At 61.5% G+C, this 20,134-nt stretch carries 14 protein-coding genes; 10 read left to right on the forward strand and 4 right to left on the reverse strand.

Features of this window, described 5'->3' with window-relative positions; genetic code table 11:
- Window positions 1–60 precede the first annotated feature (60 nt).
- The 4 genes from ACM6JM_RS05165 to aceE form a co-directional block, all read right to left on the reverse strand.
- On the reverse strand, window positions 61–2,757 hold the full coding sequence (locus tag ACM6JM_RS05165) for a putative bifunctional diguanylate cyclase/phosphodiesterase (RefSeq protein ID WP_039766525.1): 2,697 nt from the start codon (window positions 2,755–2,757) through the stop codon (window positions 61–63).
- A 238-nt stretch (window positions 2,758–2,995) separates the two neighbouring features.
- Window positions 2,996–4,393 carry an alkaline phosphatase D family protein gene (locus tag ACM6JM_RS05170; protein ID WP_074689602.1) on the reverse strand — a complete coding sequence of 466 codons (1,398 nt, stop codon included), beginning with the start codon at window positions 4,391–4,393 and terminating at the stop codon, window positions 2,996–2,998.
- 278 nt (window positions 4,394–4,671) lie between these two features.
- Window positions 4,672–6,633, reverse strand: a complete 1,962-nt coding sequence (gene aceF, locus ACM6JM_RS05175; RefSeq protein WP_414881409.1) for a dihydrolipoyllysine-residue acetyltransferase — start codon at window positions 6,631–6,633, stop codon at window positions 4,672–4,674.
- An 11-nt stretch (window positions 6,634–6,644) separates the two neighbouring features.
- A complete protein-coding gene (gene aceE, locus ACM6JM_RS05180; RefSeq protein WP_103386568.1) occupies window positions 6,645–9,290 on the reverse strand; it encodes a pyruvate dehydrogenase (acetyl-transferring), homodimeric type in 2,646 nt (881 codons plus the stop codon).
- Window positions 9,291–9,552: 262 nt separating this feature from the next.
- Here aceE and ACM6JM_RS05185 point away from each other — a divergent pair, with 262 nt between their 5' ends.
- From ACM6JM_RS05185 to ACM6JM_RS05230, 10 genes are all read left to right on the forward strand, one after another.
- Window positions 9,553–9,678, forward strand: a complete 126-nt coding sequence (locus ACM6JM_RS05185) for a hypothetical protein (RefSeq protein ID WP_256574488.1) — start codon at window positions 9,553–9,555, stop codon at window positions 9,676–9,678.
- Complete coding sequence (gene glnE, locus ACM6JM_RS05190; protein ID WP_414881410.1) at window positions 9,675–12,614, forward strand: bifunctional [glutamate--ammonia ligase]-adenylyl-L-tyrosine phosphorylase/[glutamate--ammonia-ligase] adenylyltransferase; 2,940 nt, start codon at window positions 9,675–9,677, stop codon at window positions 12,612–12,614. Before ACM6JM_RS05185 ends, glnE begins: the two co-directional genes overlap by 4 nt.
- 51 nt (window positions 12,615–12,665) lie before the next feature.
- Window positions 12,666–13,700 carry a lipopolysaccharide heptosyltransferase II gene (gene waaF / locus ACM6JM_RS05195; protein ID WP_039766536.1) on the forward strand — a complete coding sequence of 345 codons (1,035 nt, stop codon included), beginning with the start codon at window positions 12,666–12,668 and terminating at the stop codon, window positions 13,698–13,700.
- Between the two features lies 1 nt (window position 13,701).
- Complete coding sequence (gene waaC / locus ACM6JM_RS05200) at window positions 13,702–14,763, forward strand: lipopolysaccharide heptosyltransferase I (protein WP_163973903.1); 1,062 nt, start codon at window positions 13,702–13,704, stop codon at window positions 14,761–14,763.
- A complete protein-coding gene (locus ACM6JM_RS05205; protein ID WP_039766540.1) occupies window positions 14,763–15,884 on the forward strand; it encodes a glycosyltransferase family 4 protein in 1,122 nt (373 codons plus the stop codon). Before waaC ends, ACM6JM_RS05205 begins: the two co-directional genes overlap by 1 nt.
- Complete coding sequence (rfaP, locus tag ACM6JM_RS05210; protein WP_414881411.1) at window positions 15,885–16,691, forward strand: lipopolysaccharide core heptose(I) kinase RfaP; 807 nt, start codon at window positions 15,885–15,887, stop codon at window positions 16,689–16,691. It abuts the gene before it with no gap.
- Window positions 16,691–17,425, forward strand: coding sequence for a lipopolysaccharide kinase InaA family protein (locus ACM6JM_RS05215; protein WP_039766546.1), 735 nt, complete (start codon window positions 16,691–16,693; stop codon window positions 17,423–17,425). The genes rfaP and ACM6JM_RS05215 overlap by 1 nt, the downstream gene beginning before the upstream one ends.
- Window positions 17,422–18,174 (forward strand): lipopolysaccharide kinase InaA family protein, encoded by a 753-nt coding sequence (locus ACM6JM_RS05220; RefSeq protein ID WP_103386570.1) that lies wholly within the window; start codon window positions 17,422–17,424, stop codon window positions 18,172–18,174. The genes ACM6JM_RS05215 and ACM6JM_RS05220 overlap by 4 nt, the downstream gene beginning before the upstream one ends.
- Window positions 18,174–19,625 carry a lipopolysaccharide kinase InaA family protein gene (locus tag ACM6JM_RS05225; RefSeq protein WP_103386571.1) on the forward strand — a complete coding sequence of 484 codons (1,452 nt, stop codon included), beginning with the start codon at window positions 18,174–18,176 and terminating at the stop codon, window positions 19,623–19,625. Before ACM6JM_RS05220 ends, ACM6JM_RS05225 begins: the two co-directional genes overlap by 1 nt.
- A gap of 159 nt (window positions 19,626–19,784) precedes the next feature.
- The gene (locus ACM6JM_RS05230) at window positions 19,785–20,120 is read left to right on the forward strand and encodes a YceK/YidQ family lipoprotein (protein WP_039766553.1); all 336 of its coding nucleotides are present in this window, start codon (window positions 19,785–19,787) and stop codon (window positions 20,118–20,120) included.
- Window positions 20,121–20,134 lie beyond the last annotated feature (14 nt).

Below are 20,134 nucleotides of genomic sequence, written 5' to 3' on the forward strand. Positions count from 1 at the left end.
AGTGTGCCCAATGATGCCCGGTTAATCACCAGGCAAAATGTGCGGATAGTGTCCTGTGGGTTACAGAGAGAGCGGACCGCGCGGGTAGCGCTTGAGCGCCTGGATCAGCTCGCCGCCCGGAATCGGCCGGTCGAACAGGTAGCCCTGGCCGACGTCGCAGCGGTGCCGACGCAGGAACGCCAGCTGCTCGGCGGTCTCTATGCCTTCGGCCACGACCTTGAGTTTCAGGTTGTGGGCCATCGCGATTACGGCGGAAGTGATTTCCATGTCGTCCTGGTTGTCCGGGATTTCATGGATGAAGCTGCGATCGATCTTGATGATGTCGATCGGGAATTTTTTCAGGTAGCTGAGCGACGAGTAACCGGTGCCGAAGTCGTCCATGGCCAGGGTCAGGCCCAGGCGCTTGAGCTGGTCGAGCTGCAAGTGGGTGTCTTCGGTGGCTTCCAGCAGCAGGCCTTCGGTCAGTTCCAGTTCCAGCAGATTGGCCGGCAGCGCTTCTTCCTTGAGGATGTTGGCGATCGAGGCCACCAGATCCGGGTCGGAAAACTGCTTGGGCGACAGGTTGATCGCCACCTGCAGATTGCCCATGCCGGCGGCGGTCAGCGCTTTGCTCATGCGGCAGGCCTGGCGGGCGATCCACTTGCCGATCGGGATGATCAGGCCAGTTTCCTCGGCGACGCTGATGAACTGATCCGGGCGGATCATGCCGCGCTCCGGATGATTCCAGCGCAGCAGCGCCTCCATGCCCAGCAATCGGCCGCTGCGCAGGCACAGCTTCGGCTGGTAGAACACGTCCAGCTCGTTCTGGGTCAGGGCGCGGCGCAGGTTGTTCTCAACGAACAGTTTGTAACTGGCCTCGGCGTTCAGCGCTTCGGTGAACACCTGCACCTGGTGTTTGCCGTTGGCCTTGGCCTTGTGCAGAGCGAGGCCGGCGTTGCGCATCAGGGTCTGCGGGTCGCGGCCGTGCAGCGGCGCGCAGGCCAGGCCCACGGAGCCGGTGACGCTGATGAGCTGGTTGTCGACGAACATCGGTTTATCCAGCGTCGCCAGCAATTGGTTGGCGATCTGCTGCCCGGTGGCAAGGTCAGTGTCGTCGAGCAACACCGCGAATTCGTTACTGGCGAACCGCGCCAGACTGCCGCTCGGGCTCAGGCTGTTGCGCAGGCGCCGGGCCAGGCTGATCAACAGTTTGTCGCCGGTCTGGTGGCCGAGGCTATCGTTGATCCGCTTGAAGTTGTCGATGTCCACCAGCAGCAGGCTGATCGGGGTATCGCTATCCCGGGCGAAGCGTTCATCCAGATTGCGGATAAATGCAGGCCGGTTACCGAGGTTGGTCAGGTTGTCGGTATACGCCAGGCGCTCGATGCGCTGCTGCGCCAGCTTGGTCTGGGTGATGTCTTCGTAGATGCCGATGTAATGCGTCAGCTCACGGTTGTCGCCGTAGACCTTGGAGATCGACAGTTGGCCCCAGTAGGGTTCGAGGTTCTTGCGGCGGCTCTTGAATTCGCCTTGCCAGCTGTTGCTCTTGGCCAGCGCCGACGGCGCGTCGAACAGCAGCTCGCTTAAGTTTTCCAGGGCTGGCAACTCCGACAGGCGCTGGCCGTGGACTTCCTCGGTGGTGTACTGGGTGATCGCGGTGAAGCTCGGGTTGACGTACTCGACCACGCCGTCGCAGTTGACCAGCAAGAAGGCGTTGGCACTCTGCTCGACCGCGCGCTGGAACAGGTGCAGGGCGCTGGTGGCGGTGCGGCGGTTGTGGTTGTTGATGACCTGGGCGAACTGGTCGGCCAGCTCGCCGGCAAAGGCGATTTCGTCGGACTGCCAGGCGCGGGTGACGCCGGTCTGCTCCAGGCACAACACGCCGACCACCTGGCCGTCGACGCGGATGCTGGCGTCGAGCATGGCGTTGACGTCGCGCGGGCGAAGGGCTTCGGCCATTTCCCGGGTACGCGGGTCGCGCATCGCGTTGTGCGCGTCGATGGCACGGCTGCCGTGCAGGGCTTCCATGTAATCGGGGAAGCCGCTGACGTCGATCACCTCCGGCAGGATGTATTCCTGGGTGGCGCGGTGGTAGGCCGAAATCGGCACCAGCTTCTGGCCTTCGAGGTTCCACAGGCTGGCACAGTCGATTTCGTAGATATCGCAGGCGCAGCGGGTGATCAGCTCGGCAGCTTCCTGCAGGGAGTTCTGGCTGCTGTAGCGCTGGCGGGCCAGCAACAGGATCAGGTCCTGCTGGGCGCGCACCCGCTCCAGATGCTGCAGTTGTTCCTGCTGGGCACGCTGATTGAGCTCAAGGGCGATTTGCAGGCGTGAATTCTGGGTTTCAAGGTCGACGGACGGCAGCGAAGGTGCTTCGTCGAACACGTTGTCGACCGCCAGCAGGTAACCGCGCAGCAAGTGGCGGTTGTGCTGTCTGTAGGCTTCACCGAGTTCGAGAATGCTCAGCGCACCGGCGGCGGTGTGCAGGGTGTAGCGCACCAGATAATGCGGGCTGTGACCGAGTTGTTGCTGGATCGCGTCGTGCAGTTGATAACGCGCTTCGGGTTCCATCAGGCTGGCATAGGGCGAGCCGACCAGAGCGCAGAGTTCGACGGCGGGCTGGCCGAACTGGCGTTCACAGTTGGGATCGAGAAACAACATGGCCCAACTGGCTTCATTCAAGCGCTCGAAACGCAGCATGCCGAGCCGCGAGGGCACAGGCAACTGCGTCACTACCTCGGCCACCATACGGCTGGCGGCATCGGGTTGGCTCTTCATGAAGGGAACTCGCTTGGAAATTTGCTGAACGCGCCGGGCTCGCGCCCTCTTTACTGTTGCCTGCGGCAAGGTTGCATCATTGCGGCACTGACTGACAAGAGACATGAAGGCCAAGTGCTATAAGAATATGTCGGCTGCAGTGAACATTTCTCCAGCACCCGCCGGAAACTAATGCTACCAAGCGTGAAAATGGCCGTTCCAGAGCCTTCCGGCATCCGGAACGTTCGTACCGCTGGATTTATCGCAACGGAATATCGATGGATTGCAGGTGCCTGCCATCCCGATCGTGATAGTTGACCTGGATTCGCCCGGCTTCAACCACCATGTGCGCGAAGTTGTCCTGGCTGACGACCTCGCTGGTCAGTTCGTGCCGGTATTCGCCTGACTCGGTTTGCGCCAGCGCCTGGTCGAGCGTGAAGGTCGCGGCGGTGGCGTAGGGCAGCAGTTTGCTGTTGCTCAGCGGCGAAGACACGACGGTGTGCACCTCGAAGTCCGGGTCTTCGCTGTGTGTCAGGCGACTGGTCAGCGAGCCATGCACATCGCCGGAAATGAACACGACGTTCCTGATCCGATGCTGGCGGATGGTTTCCAGCAGGCGCAGACGCTGTTCGGGGAAGCCCGCCCAGGCATCATCGCCGTTCATTTTGCGATCGGGGTAGAACATGACGCTGGTGACCACGAACTTGACCCGCGCCGGGCTATTGATCAACCACTTGCACAGCGCCTGTTCCTGTTCTTCATCGAGGATGCGCCGGTTGTCATTCGACAAGTTGCGGCGAGTTCGACTGTCCGTCACAAACCATTCAATATCGCCATCGGTGAATTGATACCAATAGTGCTTCAGTGTCGTGCGATCAATTGTTCCGCTGGTTGTTGTTGAACAGATCGGACTGTGACTCGCTTGATAAATATCGTAAGTCGCCATTGCATTGCGATAGAGAGTTTCATCGGACTCGTTGGCGTTCATCGGCCAGTTATCTTCTATTTCATGATCATCAAGAATCATGTAAGTCGAAGTCTCCGACATCAGTCGTCGAATATTAGGCAGGGAAAACGCCGCGCGATACTTTTCAATGAATTCGTCATAGTCGCGATCCGGGGCGAACAGATTCAAGTCGTCGGCGTAGATCTGATCGCCACACATCATGATTGCGCTGATTGCCGGTTGTGCACCCTCGATCAACTGGCTGATGGACGCGAAGATCCGGTCGCCCAGATGCGGGAGCACCGGGACGCCGGCGGTCATGCGCAGGTAACGGCAGGAGCCGAGGATGTAAGCGCGCGGCTGCAAAGGCTGGCTGCTGCGGGTGCGCAGGCGGTAAATCTCCCGTGGCCATTGCAGCGGCAACTCCGCCACGCTGTGGATGGTGTGGACGGGACTCATCGGGCTGAACCAGCCGGTCTGGTATTCGTATTCGGTGTCTGCCTTCAGATGATCGATTACGAATACTTCCGTCATGTCGCGGGTTGAATCAAGTTTGACAAACTGGGCGGGTTGCCATTGTTTCGAATCCAGTGGCCGGTAACGAATGCCGGCAAATACGGACGCATTATGTTGCAGTCCGCCACGAATAAATATCCGCGCCTGATTAGTTGATGTGTGGCCAATGATCGGGCCGACAGTAGGTTTAAGCATGTTCGAATCCATTCGAATAAGTGTTGGTAATTAATAAAGTTTCCCGGTTTTTTGGTGTAACTTCAGTGCGCCAAGGTTAGTTGCCTGGTGCTAAAAAATATCAATATAAAGTGGACTCGAGTCGTGGCCTATATCAGCGCAAGTTGTGGGAAAAGTTCGGGCGACAGTTATTTCAGGCAAAAAAAAGCCCCGCCAAACTGACGGGGTTGAGGTACGAGCGTGTGGCGCTCGAAAACGTGGAACGCGGTCGGCCCTCCGTTGCCGGAGGGCCGAGCGCTTTACAGCAGGATGGTGCGGATGTCCGCCAGCAGGTCGCTCAGACGCTTGGTGAAGCGTGCAGCAGCGGCGCCGTTGATCACACGGTGATCGTAGGACAGCGACAGTGGCAGCATCAGTTTCGGCTGGAAGGCTTTGCCGTCCCAGACTGGCTGGATGGTTGCCTTGGAAACACCGAGGATCGCCACTTCCGGCGCGTTGACGATCGGCGTGAAGCCGGTGCCGCCAATGTGACCGAGGCTGGAAATGGTGAAGCAGGCGCCTTGCATCTCGTCCGACGAAAGCTTCTTGGTCCGGGCTTTTTCAGCCAGGGAAGCAGCCTCGGCGGCCAGTTGCAGCAGGCTCTTCTGGTCGACGTTCTTGATGACCGGTACGAGCAGGCCATCCGGGGTGTCGACGGCGAAGCCGATGTTCACGTATTTCTTGCGGATGATCGCCTTGCCGCTTGGTGCCAGCGAGCTATTGAAGTCCGGCAGTTCCTTGAGCAGGTGCGCGCAGGACTTGAGCAGCAGCGGCAGGATGGTCAGCTTGACGCCGGCCTTCTCTGCGACAGCTTTCTGTGCGGTGCGGAACGCTTCCAGCTCGGTGATATCCGCCGAGTCGAATTGCGTCACGTGCGGCACGTTCAGCCAGCTGCGGTGCAGGTTGGCAGCGCCGACCTGCATCAGGCGGGTCATTGGCACTTCTTCGATTTCGCCGAAACGGCTGAAGTCGACGACCGGAATCGGCGGGATGCCCGCGCCACCGGTTGCGCCAGCAGCTGCGGCCGGTGCTTCCTTGGCCTTCTGCATCATGGCTTTGACGTAGGTCTGCACGTCTTCTTTCAGGATGCGACCGTGCGGACCGCTGGCGCCGACAGCGCTCAGCTCGACGCCGAACTCGCGAGCCAGTTGACGCACGGCAGGGCCGGCGTGAACTTTCGCACCAGGCTTGGCTGGAGCAGCAACCGGAGCGGCAGCAGCAGGTGCAGCGGCAGCCGGAGCAGCGGCTGGCGCCGGAGCACTCGGAGCAGCCGCGGCAGCTGGAGCCGGGGCAGCAGCCGGGGCGGCGCCTTTGACTTTCAGCTTGAGGATCAGATCGCCGGTGCCGACTTCGTCGTCCAGCTTGATGGAAACGCTTTCCACCACGCCAGCGGCAGGCGACGGGATTTCCATGCTCGCCTTGTCGGATTCCAGGGTGATCAGCGACTGGTCGGCTTCAACGCTGTCGCCAGCCTTGACCAGCACTTCGATGATCTTGGCCTTGCCGGCCGAACCGATGTCCGGAACGTGGATGTCCTGAACGCTGTCGGCAACCGGGGCAGCTGGCGCGGCGGCCGGTGCTGGTGCGGCCGCAGCGGCCGGAGCAGCAGCCTGGGCCGGAGCGGCAGCAGCAGGGGCGGCAGCACCCGCCACTTCCAGATCCAGGATCAGGTCGCCGGTGCCGACTTCGTCGTTCAACTTGACGCTGATGGCCTTGACCACGCCAGCGGCAGGCGACGGGATTTCCATGCTCGCCTTGTCGGATTCCAGGGTGATCAGCGACTGATCAGCCTCGACGGTGTCGCCGACCTTGACCTGGATCTCGATGATCTGGGCCTTGCCCGACGAACCGATGTCCGGCACGTGTACTTGCTGAACCGAAGCGGCAGCAGGGGCAGCAGCTGGAGCAGCCGGTGCAGGAGCGGCAGCCGGTGCAGCTTCAGCCTTGGCGGCAGGAGCAGCAGCCGGAGCAGGGGCCGCTTGCGCGGCGCCTTCGACTTCCAGCTCCAGCAGTTCGTCGCCTTCTTTCAGGCGATCGCCCAGCTTCACTTTCAGGCTCTTGATGACGCCGGCTTTCGGGGCCGGCACTTCCATGCTGGCCTTGTCCGATTCCAGGGTCAGGATGCTCTGGTCGGCTTCGATACGGTCGCCGACCTTCACAAACAGTTCGATTACTTCACCTTCACCGCTGCCGATGTCAGGTACGCGAATGAGTTCGCTCACAGAGTTTCTCCTCAGCAGTCCAGTGGGTTGCGTTTTTCCGGGTCGATGCCGAACTTGGTAATGGCCTCGGCCACGACTTTAGGTTCGATATCACCACGGTCAGCCAGTGCTTCCAGGGCTGCCAACACCACGAAATGACGGTCGACTTCGAAGAAATGACGCAGTTTCTTGCGGCTGTCGCTGCGGCCGAAACCGTCGGTGCCCAGGACTTTGAATTCCTTGGACGGTACCCACTGACGGATCTGCTCGGCGAACAGCTTCATGTAGTCGGTCGATGCGATGACCGGACCCTTACGGCCGCTCAGGCATTCTTCGACGTAGCTGCGCTGAGGCTTCTGGCCAGGTTTCAGACGGTTGCTGCGTTCTACGGCCAGGCCGTCGCGACGCAGTTCGTTGAAGCTGGTGACGCTCCACACATCGGCGCCGATGTTGAACTCTTCACGCAGGATCTTCGCCGCTTCACGGACTTCACGCAGGATGGTGCCGGAGCCCATCAGCTGTACGTGGTGCGCCGCATCGCGGGTGTCTTCTTCGAGCAGGTACATGCCTTTCTTGATGCCTTCTTCGGCACCGGCCGGCATGGCTGGCTGCTGGTAGGACTCGTTCATCACGGTGATGTAATAGAAGATGTCCTGTTGCTCTTCGGTCATCTTCTTCATGCCGTCCTGAATGATCACCGCCAGCTCGTAGCCGTAGGTCGGATCGTAGGTGCGGCAGTTCGGGATGGTGGCAGCCAGCAGGTGGCTGTGACCGTCTTCGTGCTGCAGGCCTTCACCGTTCAGGGTGGTACGGCCGGCGGTGCCGCCGATCAGGAAGCCACGGGTACGGCTGTCGCCAGCGGCCCATGCCAGGTCGCCGATACGCTGGAAGCCGAACATCGAGTAGAAGATGTAGAACGGCAGCATTGGCTGGTTGTGGCTGGAGTACGAAGTACCGGCGGCGATGAAGGAGCTCATGGCGCCTGCTTCGTTGATGCCTTCTTCAAGGATCTGACCTTTCTGGTCTTCCTTGTAGAACATCACCTGGTCTTTATCGACTGGCTCGTAGAGCTGGCCGACGGACGAGTAGATGCCCAACTGACGGAACATGCCTTCCATACCGAAGGTACGGGCTTCGTCCGGGATGATCGGAACGATGCGCGGGCCGATTTCCTTGTCCTTGACCAGTTGCGCGAGGATTCGCACGAACGCCATGGTGGTGGAAATTTCACGGTCGCCGGAACCATCGAGGATTGCCTTGAGGGTGTCCAGATCCGGAGTCGGTACGCTGAAGCTCTGGGCGCGACGCTGAGGCACGAAACCGCCCAGTGCGGCACGACGCTCGGCCAGGTAACGGGCTTCGGCGCTGTTTGGCTCCGGCTTGAAGAACGGCAGGTTTTCCAGCTCTTCGTCTTTCACCGGGATGTCGAAGCGGTCGCGGAACAGCTTCAGGCTGTCGACGTCGACTTTCTTGGTGTTGTGCGCGGTGTTCTTCGCTTCGCCCGCACCGGTACCGTAACCCTTGATGGTCTTGGCCAGGATGACGGTCGGTTGTTCTTTGTGGTTGACCGCTTCGTGGTACGCCGCGTAGACCTTGTACGGGTCGTGGCCGCCACGGTTGAGTTTCCAGATCTCGTCGTCGGACAGATCAGCAACCATCGCCTTGAGTTCTGGCGTGTTGAAGAAGTGTTCACGCACGAACGCGCCGTCTTTGGCTTTGTAGTTCTGGTACTCGCCGTCGATGACTTCGTCCATGCGACGTTGCAGGATGCCGTCGACGTCTTTGGCCAGCAGTGGGTCCCAGAAACGGCCCCAGATGACTTTGGTCACGTTCCACTGAGCACCGCGGAACACGCCTTCGAGTTCCTGGATGATCTTGCCGTTGCCGCGAACCGGGCCGTCGAGGCGTTGCAGGTTGCAGTTGATGACGAAGATCAGGTTGTCCAGCTTCTCGCGGCCGGCCAGGGAGATCGCGCCCAGGGATTCCGGCTCGTCGCACTCGCCGTCGCCCAGGAAGCACCAGACTTTCTGTTTGCCCGGCTGGATGAAGCCGCGGTGTTCCAGGTACTTCATGAAGCGTGCCTGGTAGATCGCCTGGATCGGGCCCAGACCCATGGATACGGTCGGGAACTGCCAGAAGTCAGGCATCAGCCAAGGGTGCGGGTAGGACGACAGGCCCTGACCGTCGACTTCCTGGCGGAAGTTGTTCATCTGGTCTTCGGTGATGCGGCCTTCCATGAATGCGCGGGCGTAGACGCCTGGCGAGGTGTGGCCCTGGAAGTAGATCAGGTCGCCGCCGTGTTCGTCGGTCGGGGCCTGGAAGAAGTAGTTGAAGCCGATGTCGTACAGGGTCGCACTGGAAGCGAAGCTGGAGATGTGACCACCCAGGTCAGAATCTTTCAGGTTCGTACGCATTACCATGGCCATCGCGTTCCAGCGTACCAGCGAGCGAATGCGGCGTTCCATGAACAGGTCGCCAGGCATGCGTGCTTCGTGGGTAACGGGGATCGTGTTGCGGTAAGGCGTGGTGATGGCGTAAGGGAGCTGCGAACCGCTGCGGGTTGCCAGTTCACCCATACGGGTCATCAGATAGTGAGCACGGTCTTCGCCTTCTTTGTCGAGAACCGATTCCAGGGCGTCCAGCCATTCCTGGGTTTCGACGGGATCGAGGTCTTGCATGGCTTGCTCCAGGGCGGAAAGGCTTCCAGAATCGGTTGCCTGAGTTTGCGACTGGCCTTGTGGGCAGACGATTTAAAATTCTTGGATTGCCGACAGGTTGTTCCGGCGGCGTGTAGTTTTACTACAAATCATCCGGCATTTCAGCCTTTCGAATGTATAGACGAGTAGTAAAACTACAGATGAAAGGCTTGTGGCCTCCGACTGCGTTGTGAGAATAATCGTTAAGGTTGGTCTTTAGCCATCCGAAAAAGGTGAAAGTTTGATGCTGGCTGCCAAAGAAAAAGAAATTTCAGCTATTTCTCACTTTTGTTCGACAGTCCTTCGCGTAGCGGTTTTTCATTCATCACTACAAGCGGCCATTTACACGCCGATCAAGGATAGACCATGACCCTGCCCGCGCTTGCCGAACTGCCCGCCATTCTCCTGCCGTTGGTCAGCCGATCGGAGCAGTCGTTCCGTGCGGCCGTCGCACAACTGGAAGACGATCACGGCTTCTCTTCCTGGACGCCGGAACGCTGGGCGCAGTTCGCCCGCGTCAGCGCCGCCAGCGATTTCGTCATTGAACAGAGCGTTCGTGACCCTTTGATGTTGTTGTCGCTGGTGCAGTCCGGCGAACTCGACCGGGCATTCGCTCCCGGTGAGTTGTGCGGGCAGATGGCGGCTGCGGTCGCCACCGCGCAGACCGAAGACGAATTGGGCCGCGTCCTGCGCCGTCAGCGCACCCGGCATCAGGTGCGGATCATCTGGCGCGACCTCAACCGTCAGGCCGATCTGGTGCAGACTTGCCGCGATCTCTCGGACATGGCCGACGCCAGCATCGATCAGGCCTATCAATGGTTGTACCGCCGCCATTGCGAGCAGTTCGGCACGCCGACCGGCCGGCGCAGCGGCGAACCACAGCAAATGGTCATCCTCGGCATGGGCAAGCTCGGCGCGGTCGAGCTGAACCTGTCGTCGGACATCGACCTGATCTTCGCCTACCCCGAGGGCGGCGAAACCGTCGGCGTGAAGCGCCCGCTGGACAACCAGGAATTCTTCATTCGTCTCGGCCAGCGCCTGATCAAGGCCCTCGACCCGATCACCGTCGACGGTTTCGTGTTCCGTGTCGACATGCGTCTGCGCCCGTACGGCTCGTCCGGCGCGCTGGTGCTGAGCTTCAATGCGCTGGAGCAGTATTACCAGGATCAGGGCCGCGACTGGGAACGCTACGCGATGATCAAGTCGCGGGTGGTGGCTGGCGATCAGGTGGCGGGCGAGCAGTTGCAGGAAATGCTGCGGCCGTTCGTGTACCGGCGCTATCTGGACTTCTCGGCGATTGAAGCGCTGCGCACCATGAAGCAGCTGATCCAGCAGGAAGTGCGGCGCAAGGGCATGGCCGACAACATCAAGCTGGGTTCCGGCGGTATCCGTGAAGTCGAGTTCATCGCCCAGGCTTTTCAATTGATTCACGGTGGTCGCGACCTGAGTCTGCAACAGCGCCCTCTATTAAAGGTGTTGAGCACGCTCGAAGGGCAGGGCTATCTGCCGCCGGCGGTCATCAGCGAGCTGCGCGAAGGTTACGAATTCCTGCGTTACACCGAACACGCGATCCAGGCGATTGCCGACCGCCAGACCCAGATGCTCCCGGACAGCGCTCAGGATCAGGCGCGAATCGCGTTCATGCTCGGTTTCGCCGACTGGGAAGCGTTCCACGAGAAGCTGATGTTCTGGCGCGGCCGGGTGGCCTGGCACTTCGCGCAAGTGATCGCCGATCCCGATGAGGACGAGGGCGCCGAGAGTGAAGTGGTGGTCGGCGGAGAATGGCTGCCGCTGTGGGAAGAGGCGCAGGACGAAGAGGCGGCCTGTCGCCAGTTGGAGGAGGGCGGTTTCGCCGACGCGACCAAGGCCTTGAAGGCATTGGCGAGCCTGCGTGCCAGCCCGCAGTTGCGAGCGATGCAGCGTCTGGGGCGCGAACGTCTCGATGCCTTTATTCCGCGCCTGCTGGCTCAGGCGGTGGAGCACGAAAATCCCGATCTGGTGCTGGAGCGGGTGCTGCCGCTGGTCGAGGCGGTGGCCCGGCGTTCGGCTTATCTGGTGTTGCTGACGGAAAACCCCGGCGCGCTGCGGCGTTTGCTGACGCTGTGCGCCGCCAGCCCGTGGATCGCCGAGCAGATCACCCGTTTCCCGCTGCTGCTCGATGAACTGCTCAACGAAGGCCGCCTGTTCAAGCCGCCGCTGGCACCGGAACTGGCTGCCGAATTGCGCGAGCGCCTGACGCGGATCCCGGAGGACGACCTCGAACAACAGATGGAAGCCCTGCGCCATTTCAAACTGGCGCACCGCTTGCGGGTCGCTGCCTCGGAAATCGCCGGCAGCCTGCCATTGATGAAAGTCAGCGATTACCTGACCTGGCTGGCCGAAGCAATTCTTGAGCAAGTGCTGGCCCTGGCCTGGCGCCAGACCGTGGCCAAATACGGCACGCCGCTGCGCACCGATGGCACGCTGTGCGATCCCGGCTTCATCATTGTCGGTTATGGGAAAGTCGGCGGGATCGAGTTGGGGCATGGTTCGGATCTGGATCTGGTGTTCATCCACGATGGCGATCAGCAGGCCGAAACCGATGGCCCGAAACCCATCGATGGCACGCAGTTTTTCACCCGGCTCGGCCAGCGGATCATTCACTTGCTGACGGCGCAGACCAACTCCGGCCAGCTGTACGAAGTGGACATGCGCCTGCGTCCGTCCGGGGCGTCCGGGCTGCTGGTCAGTTCGCTCGGCGCGTTTGCGCGCTATCAGGAAAATGAAGCCTGGACCTGGGAACATCAGGCCCTGGTGCGGGCGCGGGTGCTGGTGGGCAGCCAGGATGTCGGCCAGGCGTTCGAGAGCGTGCGGGCCCAGGTGCTGGGCAAGGCGCGGGATCTGGCGAAGCTGCAGCAGGAAGTGAGCGAGATGCGCGCCAAGATGCGCGACAACCTCGGCAGCAAGAGCACCGCCGCCGGTACCGGGGCGAATGCCTTCGAGGCCACGGCGCCGTTCGACCTCAAGCAGGACGCCGGAGGTATCGTCGATATTGAATTTATGGTGCAATACGCGGCCCTGGCGTGGTCGCAGACCCACCCGCCGTTGCTGCGCTGGACGGACAATATCCGCATTCTGGAAGAGCTGGAACACGAAGGGCTGATGCCGGCCGAAGACGCCAGCCTGTTGCGCGAGGCCTACAAGGCCTATCGTTCCGCCGCCCACCGGCAGGCCTTGCAGAAGGACGCCGGGGTGATACCGGGCGATCAGTTCGCGGACGAACGGCGGCAGGTGATGCGGATCTGGCGTGAGCTGGGGCTAAGCTGATTCTCGAGACGGGGAGGCGTGAAGCCTCCCCGGTTCGTTTATGGAAACCACATGAATATTCTGATCGTTGGGCCCAGTTGGGTCGGTGACATGGTGATGGCGCAGACACTGTTTCAGTGTCTCAAGCAGCGCCACCCACAGTGCGAAATCGACGTGCTGGCCCCGGAGTGGAGCCGGCCGATCCTCGAACGCATGCCCGAAGTGCGCAAGGCCTTGAGCTTCCCGCTCGGCCACGGCGCGCTGGAGCTGGCGACCCGTCGGCGAATCGGCAAATCCCTGGCCGGTCAGTACGACCAGGCGATCCTGCTGCCGAACTCGTTGAAGTCGGCGCTGGTGCCGTTCTTCGCCGGCATCCCGAAACGCACCGGCTGGCGCGGCGAATTCCGCTACGGCCTGCTCAACGACGTGCGCACGCTGGATAAAGAGCGTTATCCGCTGATGATCGAGCGTTTCATGGCGCTGGCTTACGAGCCGAACGCCGAGCTGCCAAAACCTTATCCGCGCCCGAGCCTGCAGATCGATCCGGTGACCCGCGAGGCCGCATTGGCCAAGTTCGGCCTGACCCTCGACCGCCCGGTGCTGGTGCTGTGCCCCGGCGCCGAATTCGGTGAAGCCAAACGCTGGCCGTCCGAGCATTACGCCAAGGTCGCCGAGGCGCGCATCCGTGAAGGCTGGCAGGTCTGGCTGTTCGGTTCGAAGAACGATCACGCGGTGGGCGAAGACATTCGCGCGCGGCTGATTCCGGGCCTGCGCGAAGAGTCCGTGAATCTCAGTGGCGGCACTTCGCTGGCCGAGGCCATCGACCTGATGTCCTGCGCCGACTCGGTGGTCTCGAACGATTCCGGTCTGATGCACGTGGCCGCTGCGCTCAATCGCCCGTTGGTGGCGGTCTACGGTTCGACCTCGCCGGGTTTCACCCCGCCGCTGGCCGAGCATGTGGAAATCGTCCGCCTGGGTCTCGATTGCAGCCCTTGCTTCGATCGCACCTGCCGTTTCGGCCATTACAACTGCCTGCGCCAGCTGATGCCGGACGCGGTCAACGATGCCTTGCAGCGTTTGCAGGGCTCTGTGGTCGAGGTCCATTAACTTGCGGGTATTGCTGATCAAGACTTCATCGCTGGGCGACGTGATTCACGCGTTGCCGGCGCTGAGCGACGCCGCCCGGGCGATTCCCGGGATCAAGTTCGACTGGGTGGTGGAAGAAGGCTTCGCCGAGATTCCGACCTGGCACCCGGCCGTAGGCAAAGTGATTCCGGTGGCGATCCGCCGCTGGCGCAAAAACATCTGGAAAACCATCACCAGCGGCGAGTGGAAACGCTTCAAGCAATCCGTTCGGGCGAACAAATATGACCTGGTGATCGACGCTCAAGGCCTGCTGAAAAGCGCCTGGCTGACCCGCTACGTCAAAGCCCCGGTGGCCGGTCTCGACAAGGGCTCGGCCCGCGAGCCGATCGCCGCGCGTTTTTATGACCGCAAACTGGCGGTGGCCCGTGGGCAGCACGCCGTCGAGCGCGTGCGCCAGTTGTTTGCGATTGCTTTGGGTTACGACTTGCCCAAAGGCCTGGGCGATTACGGCCTCAACGTCGAGCGTCTGGTCGAGCTGCCGCGCAAGAATGCCTACGTGGTGTTCCTCCACGGCACCACCTGGGACACCAAGCACTGGCCGGAAGCCTACTGGCGCGAGCTGACCGAACGGGTCGGCTACCTCGGCGTCGGGATCAAGCTGCCGTGGGGCAATCCGCTGGAGAAGGCCCGGGCCGAGCGCATCGCCGCCGGTTTCAAACACGCCGAAGTGTTGCCGAAACTGAACCTGGCCGGGGTCGGCAAGGTATTGGCCGGCGCCCAGGCCTGCGTCGCGGTGGACACCGGCCTCGGTCACCTTGCCGCCGCTTTGGATGTGCCGACGATTTCCCTGTTCGGCCCGACCAATCCGGGCCTGACCGGCGCCTACGGCAAGCTGCAGATTCACCTCGGCAGCGATTTCCCGTGCGCGCCGTGCCTGCAAAAGAAATGTACGTATCAACCGACCGCGCAGGATGCCCGTCAGTTTGACCTGAAACGCGAGTGGCCCCTGTGCTTCACGCGTCTGAATCCCGAGCGTGTTGCCAGCCGACTGAGCACGTTGTTGATGGCTGAGGAGCTGCGCTGATGCAATTGGCTTTTGTCCTGTACAAATATTTCCCGTTCGGCGGTTTGCAGCGCGATTTCATGCGCATCGCCCTCGAATGCCAGAAGCGCGGGCACCAGATCCGCGTCTACACCCTGATCTGGGAAGGCGACGTGCCACCCGGCTTCGAAGTGCTGGTGGCGCCGGTCAAGGCGTTCTTCAATCACCGGCGCAACGAAAAGCTCAGCGCGTGGATGGAAGCGGACCTGGCCAAGCGTCCGGTGGATCGCCTGATCGGCTTCAACAAGATGCCGGGGCTGGACGTCTACTACGCCGCCGACGGTTGCTTCGAAGACAAGGCGCAGAACCTGCGCCATTCGCTGTATCGCCGCTGGGGCCGCTACCGCCACTTCGCCGAATACGAGCGTGCGGTGTTCGCCAAAGACGCGAAGACCGAAGTGCTGATGATTTCCGAAGTGCAGCAGCCGCTGTTCATCAAGTATTACGACACGCCACTTGAGCGCTTCCACCTGCTGCCGCCTGGCATCGCCCAGGATCGCCGCCGTCCGGCGGATGCCGACCAGATTCGCGCCGGTTTCCGCGCCGAATTCAACCTCAAGGACGACGAACTGCTGCTGGTGCAGATCGGTTCCGGGTTCAAGACCAAAGGTGTCGATCGCAGCCTCAAAGCACTGGCCGCACTGCCCGCCGAGCTGAAGAAACGCACCCGGCTGTTTGTAATCGGCCAGGATGACCCCAAATTGTTCCAGATGCAGAGTGCGACGCTGGGCCTGGGCGACAACGTGACGTTCCTCAAGGGGCGCAGCGATATCCCGCGTTTCCTGCTCGGCGCCGACCTGTTGATCCACCCGGCGTACAACGAAAACACCGGCACGGTGCTGCTTGAAGCGCTGGTCGCCGGGTTGCCGGTGCTGGTCAGCGCGGTCTGCGGTTATGCCCATTACATCGCCGAGGCCGACGCCGGGCGAGTGCTGGACGAGCCGTTCGATCAGGCGCAACTGACGCAATACCTGACTGACATGTTGAACGACGACGCTGCACGGGCGGCCTGGAGCCGCAACGGTCTGGCCTTCGCCGAGACGGCCGACCTCTACAGCATGCCGCAGCACGCGGCCGATGTGATTCTGGCGGAGCACGCTTAAATGAAGTTGATGCTGGCTGAACCGTTCAAGAGCCTGTGGGCCGGACGCGACCCGTTCGCCGAGGTCGAGGGCTTGCAGGGTGAGGTGTACCGCGAGCTGGAAGCCCGCCGGACGTTGCGCACGGAAGTCGACGGCAATGGCTTTTTCGTCAAGATTCACCGCGGTATCGGTTGGGGCGAGATCTTCAAGAACCTGCTGACTGCCAAGCTGCCGGTGCTCGGCGCGGGCCAGGAATGGAAAGCCATCCAGCGCTTGCAGGAAGTCGGCGTGCCGACCATGACCGCCGTCGCGTACGGCGAGAAGGGCAGCAACCCGGCGGATCAGCATTCGTTCATCGTCACCGAAGAGCTGGCGCCGACCATCAGTCTCGAAGACTTCAGCATCGACTGGGTCAAGCAACCGCCGGAGCCGAAACTCAAGCGGGCGCTGATCGCCGAGGTCGCGCGCATGACCGGCATGATGCACCGCGCCGGGGTCAACCACCGCGATTGCTACATCTGCCACTTTCTGCTGCACACCGACAAACCGATCACCCCGGAAGACTTCAAACTCTCGGTGATCGACCTGCACCGTGCCCAGACCCGCCCGGCGATCACCCAGCGCTGGCGCAACAAGGACCTGGCGGCACTGTACTTTTCCGCACTGGACATCGGCCTGACCCGCCGCGACAAATTGCGCTTCCTCAAAGGCTATTTCCAGCAACCGCTGCGCCAGATCCTGGCCGAAGAAGCGCCGTTGCTGAGCTGGCTCGAAGGCAAGGCCAACAAGCTCTACGCACGCAAGCAACGTTACGGGGATGCGCTCTGATGGCGGGTTGGAATCTGGAGCCTGAGTACAGTGAACTTGCGCAGTATTTCGGTAGCCTCGAAGCGGTATTTGCCCTGCAGGGCGAGCGCCTGACCCGCGATCCCTTGTCCGAAGTCATTCGCGTGCAGCTCAACGGCGTCAACTATTACGTCAAGCGCTACAGCGGTGCCGGCAAGGGCCTGCGGCGTTATCTGGGCAAGCCCCGGGTGAAGATGGAATGGCAGAACCTCAAGCGCTTCGCCAAGTGGGGCATTCCCACCGCCGAAGTGGTGGCGTGGGGTCTGGAGCGCAACGGCATGGCTTACGATCGCGGGGCGATGATCACCCGTGAACTGCCGCGCACCGAAGACCTGTCGGCGCTGGCCGAGCGCAACGATCCCAAGCTCAGGGATCGTGCCTGGGTCGACGGCGTCAGCCGGCAACTGGCCGGTTATACACGTGTCATGCACGACCACCGCTTTACCCATAACGATCTGAAGTGGCGCAACCTGCTGATCGACGATCAGGCGCAGTTGTATCTGATCGACTGCCCGAACGGCGATTTCTGGCGCGGTTTCTGGCTCAAATACCGGATCACCAAGGATCTGGCCTGTCTCGACAAGGTGGCCAAGTATCACCTGTCGAACACCCAGCGCCTGCGCTTCTACCTGCAATACCGCCAGCGTGACCGGCTGAATGCCGCCGACAAGCAACGGATTCGCCACGTGGTGAGATTTTTCGAGGGACGCGAATGACTGATTTTCTGGCCGCTGAAGACCGTGCGCTGCTGGAACGCCACGGTCTCGGCACGTTCGATGCGCTGTGGTCCAAGCAGCTCGACGCCGTGGATGAGCCCAACACCGATGGCGGGGGCTGGAGCAGCGTGTTTCGTCTGGAGCTGGAGGGGCATGGCTATTACCTCAAGCGCCAGTGCAATTACCTGACCCGCACCCTGCACGCGCCCTTCGGCGAGCCGACGTTCGCCCGGGAATTTCGCAACATCAGTCGTTACAACAAGCTCGGCATCCCGGCGTTGCAGGCGGCGTTCTTCGGTGAGCGCAAGGTCAACGGCGAAGTCCGTGCGATCCTGCTGACCCGGGCGCTGGATGGCTGGGACGATCTCGATTCGCTGTTGCAGCGCTGGTCGGACCTCGATGCCGCGCAGCAATCGGCGATTCTCAAGTCTTGCGGCCTGTTGGCGCGCCATCTCCACAGCATGCGTCAGGTGCACGGCTGCTTCTATCCAAAGCACATTTTCCTGCGCGCCGAGGGCGACGGCTATCAGGCGCAGTTGATCGACCTGGAAAAGACCCGGCCGTTGCTGTTCGGTCTGCGTGACCGGGTCAAGGACTTGGAACCACTGCTGCGCCGAGCGCCGGAGTGGAGTGACGCGCAATTGCGTGAGTTGCTGGCGGCGTATCTCGATCAGCCGACGGGCAGTTCGCTGGTGGATGCCTGGGTCACGCGGCTGACCGCGCGGCGCAGTCGCAAGGAGACCCGCTGATGCAGCTGTCCGACCTGAAAAATGCCGGGCGCACGCCGAGTCTGCCGCTCACGGTTTCGCTGGCCGATGCGGCGGGCGTTGCCGATTTGCAGTTGCTCAGTCTGTTGCGGGTGTTGCCGGGGCAGCGTTACGTCGGTGCCGGTGTGTGGCGCGGGCGTCCGGTGCTGGCCAAGTTACTGGTCGGCAACAAGGCTGCGCGGCATTTTCAGCGTGAGCTGGAAGGGGTGAAACTGCTCGCTGCTCAGGGCATGACCACGCCGTTGCTGCTGGCTGATGGATTGATGGAGGGCGAGGGTGGCTGGCTGCTGTTCGAGTTCCTCGAAGGTGCCGAAAGCCTGGGCGATGCCTGGAACAAGGTCGAATCCTTGCCGGTGCTGGCCGACGAACAATCGGCGGTGCTGGCCGAAGCGCTTGGTGCCATTGGTCAGTTACACGGCAAAGGTTTGTGGCAGGAAGACCTGCACCTGGACAACCTGTTGCGCCACGGTGGTCAGCTGTATCTGATCGATGGCGCCGGCATCTGTGCAGAAAGTGCCGGCCAGCCATTGTCCCGGCAGAAAGTGCTGGAAAACCTCGGGGTGTTTTTCGCCCAGTTGCCCAAGTCGCTCGAGCCGTTCACCGAAGAATTGCTGGTGTATTACCTGCTGAGCAACAGTGAACACGCGCTGCCGCTGGAGGCCTTGCAAAAGCAGATCGACAAGGTGCGCGCCTGGCGCTTGAAGGACTTCCTGATCAAGGTCGGTCGTGAATGCACGCTGTTCAGCGTCAAGCGCGGCGCGTTCGGTCTGCGGTCGATTCGCCGCGAGGAGGAGCCCGCGATGCTGCCGGTGCTGGAACAGGCCGATGCCTTGCTCGATCAGGGCCATCTGTACAAGACCGGCGGCGCGGCCAGTGTCGGCAAGGTCGAGGTTGCCGGGCGTCCTCTGGTGATCAAGCGTTACAACATCAAGAATTTTGCCCATTGGCTCAAGCGCTTCTGGCGTCCAAGCCGCGCCTGGCATTCCTGGCGCGAAGGCAATCGCCTGGCGTTTCTCGGCATTGCCACACCAAAACCGCTGGCAGTGCTGGAAACCCGCTTTCTCTGGCTGCGCAGCAAGGCTTATCTGATCACCGAGTACCTGGCCGGACCGGACATCATCGAGCGTTTTGCGCCGTATGTTGAAAACGGTGCGGCGCCGGAAGCCGAGTTGCAGGCGCTGGATCAGCTGTTTGCACGGTTGATCGCCGAACGCATCAGCCATGGCGACTTCAAGGGTCATAACCTGTTCTGGCAGGAAGACCGCTGGGCGCTGATCGATCTGGACTCGATGTGCCAGCACGGCTCGGTGAGCAGCTTCGCTCCGGCCTATGCCCGGGATCGTGCGCGGTTCATGCGCAACTGGCCTGAGAGCAGTGCGCTGTATCAGGTAATTGATCAGCGCTTGCCCAGGGATGTAGCGGGCGCTGCGTGATTATTTTCGCCAGCGCGTAAGACGTTTCTGCAGTTGAATTCGGGTAAGGCATGTGGCGACAAATCCTTGTGATTTGTCCTACGGCCTTTCCGGAAGCCATGAACTGCCCCTCGCAAAACCCCGATGCTAGTTTGCCCCGACGTTCCCGGAGGGCAAATCTTGACCATCAAAAACGCTATCACGATCGGCGCATTATCCCTGGCACTGTCCGGCTGCGGCACCGCCGTCACGGTGTTGCAGGACGACGACGGCGCCACGCGCGGCCTGCGCAAACAGAAGACCTACTGTCAGTCGATTCCGCGCATCTACAGCGGGCTTGCCCATGATTTCTGCCTGCTGCACGCGCCGCCCGATCCTACCGGCATTCTGGTACCGGTCGTCCTGCTCGACCTGACCCTGTCCGGTGTGTTCGACACGGCTTTCCTGCCGTACACGATCTATCGCCAGGCGGTGGACGGGAATATCAGTGTTTATTGGCGACCAAGCCGTGGATAGTCCCATGGACAAGG

This window comes from Pseudomonas sp. IT-P2 (assembly GCF_949767575.1).
Taxonomy (GTDB): Bacteria; Pseudomonadota; Gammaproteobacteria; order Pseudomonadales; family Pseudomonadaceae; genus Aquipseudomonas; species Aquipseudomonas pharyngis.

Bases quoted from the DNA above. Each gene is read 5' to 3' on its own strand.
- ACM6JM_RS05220 (WP_103386570.1), top strand. From the start codon at position 17,422: ATGACTGATTTTCTGGCCGCTGAAGACCGTGCGCTGCTGGAACGCCAC.
- aceE (WP_103386568.1), bottom strand. From the start codon at position 9,290: ATGCAAGACCTCGATCCCGTCGAAACCCAGGAATGGCTGGACGCCCTG.
- waaF (WP_039766536.1), top strand. From the start codon at position 12,666: ATGAATATTCTGATCGTTGGGCCCAGTTGGGTCGGTGACATGGTGATG.
- ACM6JM_RS05215 (WP_039766546.1), top strand. From the start codon at position 16,691: ATGGCGGGTTGGAATCTGGAGCCTGAGTACAGTGAACTTGCGCAGTAT.
- ACM6JM_RS05165 (WP_039766525.1), bottom strand. From the start codon at position 2,757: ATGAAGAGCCAACCCGATGCCGCCAGCCGTATGGTGGCCGAGGTAGTG.
- ACM6JM_RS05170 (WP_074689602.1), bottom strand. From the start codon at position 4,393: ATGCTTAAACCTACTGTCGGCCCGATCATTGGCCACACATCAACTAAT.
- glnE (WP_414881410.1), top strand. From the start codon at position 9,675: ATGACCCTGCCCGCGCTTGCCGAACTGCCCGCCATTCTCCTGCCGTTG.
- ACM6JM_RS05205 (WP_039766540.1), top strand. From the start codon at position 14,763: ATGCAATTGGCTTTTGTCCTGTACAAATATTTCCCGTTCGGCGGTTTG.
- ACM6JM_RS05225 (WP_103386571.1), top strand. From the start codon at position 18,174: ATGCAGCTGTCCGACCTGAAAAATGCCGGGCGCACGCCGAGTCTGCCG.
- rfaP (WP_414881411.1), top strand. From the start codon at position 15,885: ATGAAGTTGATGCTGGCTGAACCGTTCAAGAGCCTGTGGGCCGGACGC.
- ACM6JM_RS05185 (WP_256574488.1), top strand. From the start codon at position 9,553: ATGCTGGCTGCCAAAGAAAAAGAAATTTCAGCTATTTCTCACTTTTGT.